14 protein-coding genes are annotated in these 14156 nt (G+C 30.9%); 12 read left to right on the top strand and 2 right to left on the bottom strand.

Translation table 11 applies throughout. From position 1 onward, the window contains the following. On the top strand, nucleotides 1-1095 hold the full coding sequence (locus FHS04_RS06935) for an acyloxyacyl hydrolase (protein ID WP_106680093.1): 1095 nt from the start codon (nucleotides 1-3) through the stop codon (nucleotides 1093-1095). A 153-nt stretch (nucleotides 1096-1248) separates the two neighbouring features. Continuing rightward, complete coding sequence (locus tag FHS04_RS06930) at nucleotides 1249-1992, top strand: head GIN domain-containing protein (RefSeq protein WP_106680095.1); 744 nt, start codon at nucleotides 1249-1251, stop codon at nucleotides 1990-1992. Between the two features lie 135 nt (nucleotides 1993-2127). Here the strand turns inward: FHS04_RS06930 and gldA are convergent, their stop codons facing one another. Next, entirely contained in the window at nucleotides 2128-3021 is an 894-nt protein-coding gene (gldA, locus tag FHS04_RS06925; protein ID WP_106680097.1) for a gliding motility-associated ABC transporter ATP-binding subunit GldA, read from the bottom strand. Between the two features lie 281 nt (nucleotides 3022-3302). Here gldA and FHS04_RS06920 point away from each other — a divergent pair, with 281 nt between their 5' ends. Genes FHS04_RS06920 through FHS04_RS06905 form a run of 4 tightly spaced genes read left to right on the top strand, consistent with a single transcriptional unit; the run spans nucleotide 3303 to nucleotide 7235 of the window. Next, nucleotides 3303-4130 carry a prephenate dehydratase gene (locus FHS04_RS06920; RefSeq protein WP_106680098.1) on the top strand — a complete coding sequence of 276 codons (828 nt, stop codon included), beginning with the start codon at nucleotides 3303-3305 and terminating at the stop codon, nucleotides 4128-4130. After that, a complete protein-coding gene (locus FHS04_RS06915; protein ID WP_106680100.1) occupies nucleotides 4127-5269 on the top strand; it encodes a pyridoxal phosphate-dependent aminotransferase in 1143 nt (380 codons plus the stop codon). Before FHS04_RS06920 ends, FHS04_RS06915 begins: the two co-directional genes overlap by 4 nt. Then, nucleotides 5269-6120, top strand: coding sequence for a prephenate dehydrogenase (locus tag FHS04_RS06910; RefSeq protein WP_106680102.1), 852 nt, complete (start codon nucleotides 5269-5271; stop codon nucleotides 6118-6120). The genes FHS04_RS06915 and FHS04_RS06910 overlap by 1 nt, the downstream gene beginning before the upstream one ends. A 32-nt stretch (nucleotides 6121-6152) precedes the next feature. Then, complete coding sequence (locus FHS04_RS06905; RefSeq protein WP_106680104.1) at nucleotides 6153-7235, top strand: bifunctional 3-deoxy-7-phosphoheptulonate synthase/chorismate mutase type II; 1083 nt, start codon at nucleotides 6153-6155, stop codon at nucleotides 7233-7235. Between the two features lie 58 nt (nucleotides 7236-7293). On the opposite strand, the gene FHS04_RS06900 is transcribed toward FHS04_RS06905, so the two are convergent. After that, nucleotides 7294-7764 carry a hypothetical protein gene (locus FHS04_RS06900; protein WP_106680106.1) on the bottom strand — a complete coding sequence of 157 codons (471 nt, stop codon included), beginning with the start codon at nucleotides 7762-7764 and terminating at the stop codon, nucleotides 7294-7296. A 164-nt stretch (nucleotides 7765-7928) separates the two neighbouring features. Here FHS04_RS06900 and FHS04_RS06895 point away from each other — a divergent pair, with 164 nt between their 5' ends. Genes FHS04_RS06895 through FHS04_RS06870 form a run of 6 tightly spaced genes read left to right on the top strand, consistent with a single transcriptional unit; the run spans nucleotide 7929 to nucleotide 14139 of the window. Continuing rightward, nucleotides 7929-8558 (top strand): carboxypeptidase-like regulatory domain-containing protein, encoded by a 630-nt coding sequence (locus FHS04_RS06895; protein WP_106680108.1) that lies wholly within the window; start codon nucleotides 7929-7931, stop codon nucleotides 8556-8558. Between the two features lie 46 nt (nucleotides 8559-8604). Beyond that, entirely contained in the window at nucleotides 8605-9555 is a 951-nt protein-coding gene (gene rsgA, locus FHS04_RS06890; RefSeq protein ID WP_106680110.1) for a ribosome small subunit-dependent GTPase A, read from the top strand. A gap of 1 nt (nucleotide 9556) precedes the next feature. After that, nucleotides 9557-10009: a D-aminoacyl-tRNA deacylase gene (gene dtd, locus FHS04_RS06885; RefSeq protein WP_106680112.1), complete on the top strand. Its 453-nt coding sequence runs from the start codon at nucleotides 9557-9559 to the stop codon at nucleotides 10007-10009. A 2-nt stretch (nucleotides 10010-10011) separates the two neighbouring features. Continuing rightward, nucleotides 10012-10206 carry a hypothetical protein gene (locus tag FHS04_RS06880; RefSeq protein WP_027881085.1) on the top strand — a complete coding sequence of 65 codons (195 nt, stop codon included), beginning with the start codon at nucleotides 10012-10014 and terminating at the stop codon, nucleotides 10204-10206. Nucleotides 10207-10260: 54 nt separating this feature from the next. After that, entirely contained in the window at nucleotides 10261-12165 is a 1905-nt protein-coding gene (locus FHS04_RS06875; RefSeq protein WP_106680114.1) for a DUF3857 domain-containing protein, read from the top strand. 3 nt (nucleotides 12166-12168) lie between these two features. Continuing rightward, nucleotides 12169-14139: a DUF3857 domain-containing protein gene (locus tag FHS04_RS06870; protein ID WP_106680116.1), complete on the top strand. Its 1971-nt coding sequence runs from the start codon at nucleotides 12169-12171 to the stop codon at nucleotides 14137-14139. Nucleotides 14140-14156 lie beyond the last annotated feature (17 nt).

Raw genomic sequence — 14156 nt, 5'->3', positions numbered from 1 at the left:
ATGAAACTAAAACTAGCCCTAATTTGTTGTTGTTTTACAACATTAATTTTTGCTCAGGAAGACAAGCGACCATTCTCTTTAGATGTCAATTACTTTTATGGAAATATAGCAGAACATAATACTGATATTTCGCATTTAATTAAAGGTCATCCAACTGGTGTTATATTAAGTTATAACCAAAAAACCTTTGGCGGTCAAGCATGGCAAAGCAGGTATAATTATCCGGATTATGGCGCGTCTTTTATCTATCAAAACCTTCAGAATAAAACTTTAGGAAACAATTTTGGGTTATACGCTCATTATAATTTCTACTTTTTAAAAAGACATTTAATGTTTAGGATTGGTCAAGGATTAGCCTACAACACCAATCCTTACGACAAAGTAGAAAATTACCGTAATAATGCGTTTGGGACACATTTATTAAGCTCGACATATTTGATGCTTAACTACAAAAAAGAAAACTTGTTTAAAGGTTTAGGGTTACAAACAGGATTATCTTTAATCCATTATTCTAACGCTAATGTAAAAGCGCCAAACAGTTCAATAAACAGTATTACATTTAATTTAGGTGTAAATTATGTATTGGATGCAGATCAATTACCAGAATATATCCCAAATACAGAAGACAAAACCTTTACCGAAAAAATTAAATACAACTTCGCTTTTAGAACAGGTGTAAACGAGAGCGATATCATCAATTCTGGTCAATACGCATTTTACATTGTGTCTGCTTATGCAGATAAAAGATTAAATCGTAAAAGCGCCATCCAATTAGGAACAGATGTGTTTTTTTCAAACTTTCTAAAGAAGCATATCGAGTATAAGTCAGTAGCTTTTCCTTTAGATAATGTTAGCGGAGACGAAGATTACAAACGTATTGGTGCATTTGTTGGGCATGAGTTGTTTATTAGCAAAACGTCCTTAGTGACGCAGTTAGGTTATTACGTGTATTACCCTTTCGATTTTGAAGGTCGTGTCTACAGTCGTGTTGGTTTAAAACGTTATTTTGGAGATAAAATTTTTGGAGCATTAACCCTAAAATCTCATGGTGCAAAAGCAGAAGCTGTAGAATTTGGAGTTGGAATTAGATTATAAAATTTGGGCGTTACCACAAGGGTCGCGCTTTCGGTAGTCGCTTTTTCGTGTTGCATATGTGCAACAACACAAAAAGAGCTCCGACAAAACCTTAATCGCTAACGCAGGTAAAACCAATGGTTAGCGTTTGACGATAAAGTAAAGAGTAAAAAAATGAAAAAAATACTATACATAATTACCCTATTTTTTGTTTTTGGATGCAATCAAGAAGATGCACCAGACTGTTTTCAAAGTGCAGGAGATATCATTCAGCAAACTTTTGAAGTTGGTACATTTTCTAAAATCACCGTATATAAAGATGTTGAGTTATTTATAACGCAAGGAGCAACACGAAGTGTTTTAGTAGAAACCGGTGAAAACTTAATTAATGATGTTGAGGTTTATGTACAAAACGACCGATTGATTTTAAAAGATAACAATACATGTAATTTAACCAGAGATTACGGTATTACAAAAGTACACGTTACTGTTCCAAACCTAACCGAAATTAGAAATAGTAGTACTTTAGATGTGCATAGCGTTGGCGTTTTAAATTTTGAGGAATTAAAATTACTGTCTGAAGATTATGGTGGAGATTTTTATAACGTAGGTAATTTTAATTTAGAAGTTAATTGCACAACATTAAGAGTGGTAATTAACAATCTAACAACAAATATAATTTCTGGTACTACAGAACATTTAAATATAAGTCATGCATCAGGAGATGGACGTTTTCAAGGACGATACCTTGTGGCGCAAAACGTGACTATTTATCATCGTGGAAGTAACGATATTATTGTAAATCCGCAACAAGAACTTAAAGCAAACCTAGTAAGCACAGGAAATGTGATTGCAGTCAATACTCCACCAATTATTGATGTGACCGAGCAATTTGATGGTCGTGTTATTTTTGAGTAACATTCCTGCGAAAGCCGGAATCTAAAATTGTATAGATGTTGTTTTGGACACAATTAAAAACACATTATGTATTTGTGTAAATTAGTGTAATTAGTGTCAATAAGAATTTACAAAAAGACTTTAAGTTAATTCAGTTTAACTCGTCAATTCCCTAAACAAACTTTCTAAACTAGCATTTTTCTGATTTAACTGAAGAATCTTCAACTCATTATCATGTGCAAAATCAAATACATGAGCACGCATATCTGTTGTTGTATCAAACACAATTTCATAAATAAAATCGTGAACATTTTTTACACTTTTAGCATGCGGAAGTTTAAGTAAAAACGCATCTTCTACGCGGTAATCAAACTCGACAATAACGGTTTGTTCTTGTCCTTCGCGTAATTCGCTTAATTTTTTATCGGCAACAATTTCACCTTTATTAATAATAATAACACGGTCACACATAGCTTCTACTTCCTGCATAATATGTGTAGATAAAAAGACGGTTTTGTCTTTGCCTAAACTTTTAATTAATTGTCTTATATCTACCAATTGGTTTGGGTCTAAACCAGTTGTAGGTTCGTCTAAAATTAAGACTTCAGGATTATGCAATAGCGCATTGGCTAACCCTACACGTTGTCTGTAACCTTTAGAGAGTTGCCCAATTGTTTTATGTGCTTCTGGTGTTAATCCAGTAAGTTCAATAACCTCTTCAACTCTAGATTTGTCAACGTTATATACGTTTGCATTAAATCGTAAATACTCACGCACGTATTGGTCTAAATATAAAGGATTGTGTTCTGGTAAGTAGCCAACACTTTTCTGTACGTTTTTTTTGTTGGTTAAAACAGCATGTCCATTAACCTCTGCATGTCCTGAAGAAGGAGAAAGGTAAGTGGTTAAAATTTTCATCATTGTAGATTTTCCTGCACCATTAGGACCTAAAAATCCAACAATTTCTGGACGTTGCACACTAAAAGATACATTGTTTAATGCTTTTTGTTCTCCAAATTGTTTAGTGATATTTTCAACTTTTATTGACATGCTAAAATGTTTCTTCAAAAATAAACAATCTTTAATTTAAAAGCTTATTTGCTTTAAAATCTTTAAAACTTGTTATAAAACTCATAATTTCAGGCTTTAGTATTTTAATTTTTCAATTAATTGTCTACTTTAGCAATAACAAAAAAATAATGAACACAATTTTAAATACATATTATAACTGGTTTTACTTCTTTTTTAACAAAAAGAACGAGACGTTATATGTGTAATTTAAACAACATAAATTCAATACAAAGTCTCGATTTAATCGGGACTTTTTTTTTATGACAAAAACAATAGCAATACAAGGTATAAAAGGCTCTTTTCATCATATAGTGTCGTTAAATTATTACGGTAGCACACAACATGTAAAAGAGTGTTTAACGTTTGATGAAACTGTTGCGTCCTTATTTAATAATACCGCAGAGACAGCAATTATGGCGTTAGAAAACTCAATTGCTGGTTCTATTTTGCCAAATTATGCGTTAATAGATAATAATAATTTACACATTGTTGGCGAGCATTATTTGGATGTGCAACATCAATTAATGGCGTTATCAAACCAAACAATTGCAGATATAAAAGAAGTACACAGTCATCCTATGGCGCTATTACAATGCAAATCGTTTTTTAAAGACTATCCGCATATCAAACTGGTAGAAGATAAAGATACTGCAGATGTGGCAAGAAAAATTGAGACGCAGCAAATAAAAGGTGTTGCAGCAATAGCAAGTACTTTAGCGGCAGAGATTTTTAACTTAGACATTTTAGCCGAAAGTATTCAAACCATAAAGCACAATCAAACCCGATTTGCTATTGTAAATACGCAACCAATTAACAATCATAAAAACGAAATTAATAAAGCGTCATTAAAATTTGAATTAGACCATAAAAGAGGAAGTTTGGCAACAATTTTAAATGTGATGAGCGATTGTAAACTAAACCTTACCAAAATTCAATCCTTACCAAAAATTGAAACACCTTGGAAATATTCATTCTTTGTCGATGTCACTTTTGAAGCTTATGAAGATTTTGAAAAAGCAGCATCAATTATGACAATTATGGCAACACATTTTAAAATTTTAGGAACCTATAAAAACGCAAAACTATAATGAAAGTTGCAGATCGATTACATAGCGTTCAAGAATACTACTTTTCTCGTAAGTTAAAAGAAGTCAATCAATTAATTAAAGATGGAAAACCAATTATTAATTTAGGAATAGGAAGTCCAGATTTAGAGCCACCAAAACAAGTGGTTGATGTTTTGGTAGATAGTTTAGTGCATCCTGTGGCGCACAAATACCAGAGTTACCAAGGATTACCAGAATTAAGAACAGCAATTGCAGATTTTTATAATACCGAATTTAATGTCGCAGTAAATCCAGATACTGAAGTCTTACCACTTATGGGAAGCAAAGAAGGTATTATGCACATCTCTTTAGCATTTTTAAATGAAGGCGATGCCGTTTTAATCCCAAATCCTGGTTACCCAACGTATAGCTCGGTAACACAATTGGTACAAGCAACACCAATTCAATATAATTTAGATGAAACCAATAATTGGCTACCAAATTTTGAAGCTATCGAGCAGCGAGATTTAAGTAAAGTTAAATTAATGTGGACCAGTTATCCGCATATGCCAACAGGTGCAAAAGCAACAAAAGCCGATTTAGAAACGTTAGTCGCATTCGCCAAAAAGCACAATATTTTATTAATAAATGATAATCCGTATAGCTTCATTTTAAACAATAATCCGATTAGTATTTTAGAAGTTGAAGGTGCAAAAGATGTCGCTTTAGAGCTAAATTCGTTAAGCAAGACATTTAATATGGCAGGTTGGCGAGTTGGAATGGTTTTAGGAAATACAGCGTATATCAATGCTGTTTTAAAAGTAAAAAGTAATATGGATTCTGGTATGTTTTACGGAATTCAAAAAGGTGCGATAGAAGCTTTAAAATGCTCGTCTGCTTGGTATAAAAGTTTAAATGAAATTTATAAAAGCAGACGCAAACTTGTTTGGCAATTAGCCGATAAACTAGATTGCACATACGATAAAAATGCAACAGGATTATTTGTTTGGGCAAAGTTGCCAGAAGGTAAAACGTCTGAAGCATTTATAGATCAAATTTTATATAACAACAGCGTGTTTATTACACCAGGAACTGTTTTTGGTTCGCAAGGCGAAGGTTATATCCGTTTTTCGCTTTGCGCGAAAGAAGCACAAATTAAAGACGCAATTAGTAGATTATAATGAAACATATATACATCATAGGAACAGGTTTAATTGGCGGTAGCTTAGCTTTAGATTTTAAAAGTGCGTTGCCAGACTGTATCATTTACGGTATTGATAAAAACGAAGCACATTTAATAGAAGCGCAAGAATTAGGCGTTATTGATCAAAAAGCAACTTATGAAGATTTACCAAATGCAGATTTGGTAGTGCTTGCAATTCCAGTAGATGTTGCAGTAAATGAGTTGCCAAAAGTATTGGGTAAAGTGTCTGATTTTTCGGTAGTGATAGATGTTGGTTCTACAAAACAAGCTATTTGTAAAGCGGTAGATAATCACCCAAAACGTCGTAACTTTTTAGCAACACATCCAATTGCTGGTACCGAGTTTTCTGGTCCAAAAGCAGCCATTCAAAATTTATTTAAAAACAAAACAAATATTATATGTGAAGTTGAAAAAACAGCTTCAAAATTACAAGAACAAGTGTTGGATTTGTTTTTAAAAATAGGCATGCGTATGCGTTACATGAATCCAGAATCGCATGATAAACATATAGCATACGTGTCGCATTTATCACACATTAGTTCGTTTATGTTAGGAAAAACAGTAATTGAAAAAGAAAAAAACGAACGCGATATTTTTGATATGGCAGGATCTGGTTTTGAAAGTACAGTTAGACTTGCAAAAAGTAGCCCAGAAATGTGGACGCCAATTTTTGAGCAGAACAAACAAAATGTCGTAGAGACTTTAGAAGAGTATATTCAAAATCTTTCAATGTTTAAACAAATGATTGTAGAAGACGATTTTCAATCGGTTTACAAAGCAATGAAAGACACTAATTATATAAAACAAATTTTAAACGGAATACATTAATACAACCTGGTAGGTTAAATTCAGAAAAAGAAATGGAAAACAAGAAAGAATTAAGAACATGGTTGGACGATTTACAATTAGATCATCCTTTAGTAATTGCAGGACCATGTAGCGCAGAAACCGAAGAGCAAGTTTTAAAAATCGCTCACGATCTAAAAGATACAGACGTAAGCTATTACAGAGCAGGAATCTGGAAACCACGTACAAGACCAGGTAATTTTGAAGGTGTTGGTGCATTAGGTTTAAAATGGTTACAAAAAGTTAAGAAGGAAACAGGATTGAAAACTGCTACCGAAGTTGCTAATCGTGCACACGTAGAATTAGCGCTAGAACATGACATTGATTTATTGTGGATAGGAGCAAGATCTACAGTTAGTCCATTTATCGTGCAAGAAATTGCAGATGCTTTAAAAGGAACAGATAAAGTAGTGTTAGTTAAAAATCCTGTAAATCCAGACTTACCGTTATGGTTAGGCGCAATAGAGCGCTTAGCAAGTGCGGATATTAAAAAGTTAGGTGTAATACATAGAGGATTTTCTACGTATGAAAAAACAAAATACAGAAACAATCCAGAATGGCAATTGGCTATCGAGTTGCAAACCAAGTTTCCGGATTTACCGTTAATTAACGATCCGTCGCATATTACTGGTAAACGTGATATGATTTTTGACGTATCACAAACCGCATTAGATTTAAACTTTGATGGATTAATGATCGAAACTCATTTTGATCCAGATAACGCGTGGAGTGATGCTGCACAACAAGTTACACCAAGTAGTTTAGTGCAAATTATGAAAGACTTACGCATTAGAAAAGAAACCGATCCTGAAGCAGAGTTTAATAGAGACTTAGCCAATTTAAGAGCTAAAATAGATGTTGTAGATAATCAAATTATCGAGCTTTTAGGAAAGCGTATGCAAGTAGCAGATGGTATTGGACAGCTTAAAAAAGAAAAAAACGTAGCCGTATTACAAAGCAAGCGTTGGAATGAGATTTTAGGAAAAATGGTATTAGAAGGCGAGCAAAAAGGATTAAGTGAAGAGTTTATTTTAAAGTTATTTAAAGCTATTCATCAAGAATCTATAAATCATCAAGAGAAGATTATTAAGTCTTAAAAATTAATAAAGCCTTTTTCTTAATTGAAAAAGGCTTTATTTATGATGTTTTTTAAGATTATTTTACTCTTTTAAAAGTATATCTAGTAATAAAAATACCTTTACCGTCACCTTTTCCTCCTTCACTTTCTACACCTGTATTTACAAATGCTAATTCCCAACCTTCACTAATCATAGCATTAATTTTAGAAGACATTACAGCGTCATTTGCAGCAATATTTTGAAATCTAATTCCTCCTAAATTATAAAAGTTTAAAAGTTTAGTTTCTTCGTAATTTTTAACTCTTATTTCGTTTCTTTTAGATTTGTTTTTCTCGTCTTTATCTTTGTCGTCACTTCTTAAAGTGGTAAATTCTTGATAGTCTTTATCTTCTGTAGCCATTATCATTCTAGAACGACCAATACCGTTAGGGACAATAGATTCTACAGCAGTAACAACCTTGTATTCAACTTGAGCTGGTTTGTTAATAAAAGAGATTGATGTGAAAGCAATTGCAATGATTGCAAGAAGAAATAATGATTTTTTCATTTAAAAAAATTTAAGTTAATAATTGGCAATATACATTAAATTACAAATTAATTGATAATTAATTCGGTTTTTTCCCTCATTCATTTTAATGATTCCCTCAATTAAGATTTTATAAATTTTAGGTTAATGCTAAGTTTGGTTGTCTAATAAATAATCTAAGAATTATGAAACTAAAATTACTCTTAAGTCTATTGCTTTTATCTTCAACAATAACAAAAGCACAAACAATAAAAGGAACTATTACAGATGGTAAAAACAAACTTGAAGATGCTAATATTATTGTTAAAAGCACAAAAAGGGGAACAACATCTGATGCTAATGGTGAATTTAAAATTGAAGCAATAAAAAATGATACACTTTCAATTTCGTATTTAGGTTACAGTACTAAAAATATTGTAATCACTGATAAAAATAATATTGAAGTAATATTAAAAGTTGATAATACTTTGGATGAAGTTGTTTTAATTGGTTATCAATCTACAACTTATAAATGTTGTTACAGTTGCTTTGTAAAAGTTACTAAAATTACAGAAAACAATAAATCTATAGTCAAGTCTAAGCTTTTTCCAAATCCTTCATCAACAGGTGTTTTTAGTTTACAACTGTTAAAGAATTATAATCAAGTTGAAGTGCAAGTAACAAACTTATCGGGACAAATTTTGCAACAACATCAATTTAATAATGTATCACAACCTTTAAGTTTAGATTTATCTCAGTTTAACTCTGGTGTTTATTTAATAACTATTGTAGCAGATGGTGAAAAATTACCATCTAAAAAAGCGATTAAGCCTTAGCGTATTTCAATTTAAAAATTGTTATTTTGTAACTTATTTAGCTTAAATGACAGGACGCGTTTATAAATCTACAGGAAGCTGGTACACTGTAAAGACCGAATTAGGTCAGACTTACGAGTGTAGAATAAAAGGTAAATTCCGTTTAAAAGGAATAAAAAGTACCAATCCAATTGCGGTTGGAGATTTTGTAGATTTTGAACTAGATGATAAAAATAACGAAGAAACCGGCGTTATTAATAAAATCCATGAACGCGAGAATTATATTGTAAGAAAATCGGTTAATCTGTCTAAGCAAACACACATAATAGCTTCTAATATAGACCAAGTTTTTTTGTTGGTAACTATAGATAATCCACCAACATTTACTAGTTTTATAGACCGTTTTTTGGTTACTGCAGAAGCTTATGATATTAAGGCTGTACTTTTGTTTAATAAGGTAGATACTTATGATCAAGATACACTAAATGAGGTAAGATATTTGGCACATGTGTATAGGCAAATAGGATACGAGTGTGTTGGCATTTCAGCAAAAACTGGAAAAAATATAGATAAGGTAAAAAGTATGATGTCTGGTAAAGTAAGTATGTTTACAGGTCATTCTGGTGTAGGAAAATCTACTTTGGTAAATGCTATAGAGCCATCTTTAGATTTAAAAACTAAAGAAATATCCATGCAGCATATGCAAGGACAACATACTACTACTTTTGCCGAAATGTTTGATTTAAGTTTTGATGCAAAAATTATAGATACTCCTGGGATTAAAGGTTTTGGAGTTGTTGATATGGAAAGAGAAGAAGTAGGTGATTATTTTCCTGAGTTTTTTGCCTTAAAACAAGATTGTAAATTTAATAATTGTTTACACCTAGAAGAACCAAAATGTGCTGTAAAAAATGCTTTAGAAAATGATGAAATCGCAGCATCAAGATATAGAAGTTATGTTCAGATTTTAGAAGGAGAAGAAGAGCATTACCGAACTGATAATTGGGATAAAGAGTAAGATGAAAGTTGTATTACAACGTGTTAATCAAGCAAGTGTCACTATAGATAACCAAACAGTAGCTAAAATAGAACAAGGTCTATTAGTATTAGTAGGAATTGTAGAAGAAGATACACAAGAAGACATTAATTGGTTAGTCAATAAAATAATAAATTGCCGTATTTTTTCTGATGAAAACGGTGTAATGAACAAGTCTGTAAAAGATATTGATGGCGATGTAATAGTTGTAAGTCAATTTACGTTACACGCCAGTACAAAAAAAGGCAATCGACCAAGCTATATAAAAGCAGCAAAACCAGATGTTGCAATTCCGCTTTACGAAAGTTTTATAAAAACTTGCGAAGCAGACTTACAAAAGCCCATTCAAACAGGTCAATTTGGTGCCGATATGAAAGTTGCTTTAGTAAATGATGGACCAGTAACCATCCTTATAGATACAAAAAATAAAGAATAACCATGAAAAGAAAAATTTTAGAATTTATTGTAGCTTTTTTATTTAACGGTATTATTTTTTCGTTAATTCATTTAGTTATAGATAATGATTATACTTTAAATGAATTAGTTAAAATGGGCGTGTTTTTTGGTGTAGCAATGGGATTATTTCATATTTTAATTTTACCATACATAGTTAAAAGGAAAAACAGAAATTGATATAAGTTTTTTTGTTGAATTAATATTCATATATTAGTCGCAAATTAATCAATAATGCCCTTTTACAAAACCTTAAAGAGTGTCTTGCTCTTTCTGCTTTGTTCAACATCTTTTTTTGCTCAAAGTAACTTACAGTTTAGTTTATTTAATACTGCGCTAACAGATAATGCTAATGCAATTGTTAGAGAAAATTCAGTAGAAATTACTATCGAATCAATAGATGTTATTACTTATAAAAAACGTCGAATAGTAACGGTTTTAAACGAAGCAGGAAATAGACACGTAAATGCAGTAGCTTATTATGATGATGGTAAAGATGTCAACAAGATAAAAGCGATTATATATGATCAATTAGGAAGAGAAATTAAAACTGTAAAAAAACGAGACTTTTCAGATGTTAGTGTTGCAGATGGTTTTTCTATTTTTAATGATAATCGTGCATTGCATTTAGATTATACACCAAGCAGTTATCCTTATACAGTAGACTTTACTGTCGAGACAACTAATACAAATACTGCTTTTATTCCGTCATGGTATCCTTTAGAGGCTTATAATGTAAGTACAGAACTTTCTACCTACAAAATAATAAATAATACACCTATAGAGGTAGTAGTAAAAGAGTCAAATTTAAAAGAATATAAAGCTGAAAAGATTTCAGATTTTAATTATAAGATTGAAAACGCTCCAGCAGTAACAAGAGAAGCTTTTAGTCCGTCATTATCAAAAATAGTTCCTTCAGTCAAAGCAACTTTAAAAAACTTTAGCATGTTAGGCGTAGAAGGTGTTAATAATAACTGGCAAGACTTTGGGAAGTGGATGGATGATAAACTACTATCTGGTACACAAGAGCTACCAGATGAAGTTAAAACAGAAATTACAGAGCTTACCAAAGATGCAACTTCACCAATTGAAAAAGCCAAAATAGTCTATAACTACATGCAAAATAAAACAAGGTATATAAGTATACAAGTTGGTATTGGTGGCTGGAAGCCAATGTTAGCAGAAGATGTAGATAGACTTGGGTATGGAGACTGTAAAGGACTGTCTAATTACACAAAAGCCTTATTAGATTATGTAGGTGTAACCTCGTATTATACTGTTGTTTATGGCGATTCAGATATACGTGATATCGATTCAGATTTCTCTTCATTACAAGGTAATCATGCCATTTTAAGTATACCTAATAATGACGATTATATTACTTTAGAATGTACAAGTCAAACTGCACCATTTGGTTATATAGCTAATTTTACAGACGATAGAGATGTGTTGATAATAACACCAGAAGGCGGTAAAATAATACATACAAAAAGTTATGCTCCTAAAGAAAATAAACAAACAACTTTAGCAAGTGTAAGTATTGATCAAACAGGAAGTATTAAAGCTAATGTTAGCATAAAATCTCAAGGAACACAATATAAAAAATATCAACGCTTAGATATACAAACAGAAAAAGAAAATATACTTTATTATAAAAATTATTTTGATAATATAAAGAATCTTAAAATAGAAAATATCAACCTAATCAATAACAAAGATCAGATTGTATTTGAAGAAAATTTAAAATTATCTGCAAAAAACTACACAACAAAAGCAGGAAACAGATTGTTATTTTGTCCTAATATTTTTAATATAATGGCATACGTACCACCAAGATACAAAACCAGAAACTTACCTTTTGAAATAGATAGAGGTTTTTACGATGTTGATGAGTATGAAATATTACTGCCAGAAAATATAGCAGTAGAAGCTCTGTTAGAACCAATAGAGATAAAAAATAAATTTGGGTTATATAAAGCTTCTATCCAATCAAAAGATGACAAAACTTTAATATACACAAGAGAATTACTTATCAATAAAGGCGCATATACTAAAGAAGACTACAAAAACTACAGACAATTTAGACTAGATATAGCAAAATATGACAAATCAAAAATGGTCTTAAAAATAAATCAATAACCAATGGGAAGAATAATTATTATTTTACTGTTAATATCTACAGTAACAACAAAAGCACAAAATTTTAAATTCGGAAAAGTTAGTAAAGAAGAGGTTGAAGAAAAACAACATCCTTTAGAGCCAGAAGCAAATGCAGCAGTATTATATAAAAGTGAAGAGATTGCTTTTGATTTTAGTACAATAGAAGGCTTCGAGCAAACAAGAAAAGTACACGAAAGGATTAAAATTTACAATAAAGAAGGTTACGATTATGCAACTAAAAAGTTGAAACTATACAATGAAGATGCCTCAACAAGAGAGAGAGTTATAGGAATTAAAGGCTATACTTATGTTTTAAAAAATGGAAAAGTAGAAAAAATAAAACTTAGAAAAGAAAATATTTTTGAAAACGAAAACAATGAATTTTGGGCAACCAAATCTTTTACAATGCCAAGTATAGAAGAAGGTTGTGTAATAGAGTTTGAGTATATTCTTAAAACTCCATTTATGAGTATAGATGACATTATTGTACAATATGATATTCCAATAAATAAAATAGAAAGTAGAATAGCAATACCAGAGTATTTTAACTACAATAAATACCCAAATCTTAAAGCAAAAATTCAACCAGAACTATCAGAAACAAAAAAAGTAAGAAGAGAGCAATTTGATGCTAAATCTCAAGGATTAGAGTTTGATGAAAACATCATCAATATCAATATGGATAATGTAGCTTCTTTAAAAGATGAACCGTATGTTGATAATTTAGATAATTATAGAGGTAAATTAGCATTAGAGTATGCTTTTTATAGAGCTCCAAACGGAAAAGTTACATCATATTCTACCACTTGGGACAAAATCACAAAAGATATAAATAAAAGCGAAAGCTTTGGAGAGCAAATAGAAAAATCAAGTTACTACGAAGAAGATTTAGCAAAAGTACTTAAAGAAACTAATAGTGATGACGAAAAGATTCTTGCAATATTCGACTTAGTAAAATCTAAGGTAAAATGGAATGACTTTATAGGATATAAAACCAATGACGGTGTAAAAAAAGCTTACAAAGAAGGAGTAGGTAATGTTGCAGAGATAAACCTTATTTTGGTATCAATGCTTAAAAAAGCAGGAATAAAAGCAAATCCTGTATTAATAAGTACAAGAGATAATGGTGTACCTCTTTTTCCAACAAGAAGTGGATTTAACTATGTAGTCTGTGCAGTAGAAAAAGAACATGGTTTAATCTATTTAGACGCTACACAAAAAAACGCAAACATAAATATTCTTCCTACAAGAGCTATTAATTGGTTAGGTAGAATTGTAAGAGAAGACAATACTTCAGATTGGGTACAATTGTCTCCAAAAAAAACATCTAAAGAAATAATTTCATTAAACTTAGATCTAAATGAAGATTTAACCGAAACAGGTAAACTAAGAAAAAGACTAACCGATTATTATGCTTTTAATTATAGGGATGATAATAGAGGTAAAGCAAAAGAATCTATAATTCAAGATTTAGAAAATGATAATTCAGGGTTAATAATTAATGAGATTAATCATAAAGATTTAGATAATACATACAAGCCAATAACCTATGATTATGATTTTACTTATGAAGGCGCAGCAGAAGAAATTGCAGGTATGATCTATTTGTCTCCTTTAGCATTTTTAATCTCAGAAGAAAATCCATTTGTACAAGAACAAAGAAATTATCCTATAGATTTTGTAGCACCGTTATCAAGTAAATATATCGTAAATATTAACCTACCAGAAGGTTATGTGGTAGATGCTTTACCAGAAAGTGCATCAGTTAAGTTTAATGCTAATGCAGCAAGCTTTACTTACATAGCAAAACAGGTAGGTAATAAAATTCAGATTATGGTAGATACAGAGATAAATCAAACTTTAATTACTCCAGATCAATATTTAGATTTTAAAAAATTCTATCAGTTTTTAAAAGACAAAGAGTCAGAAAAAATTGTTCTTAAAAAAGCTTAAACAAAAATTTATTCAAA

It is taken from the genome of Mesoflavibacter zeaxanthinifaciens subsp. sabulilitoris (genome assembly GCF_014191595.1).
GTDB lineage: Bacteria > Bacteroidota > Bacteroidia > Flavobacteriales > Flavobacteriaceae > Mesoflavibacter > Mesoflavibacter zeaxanthinifaciens.
This window is presented reverse-complemented; position numbering and strand designations above follow the sequence as displayed.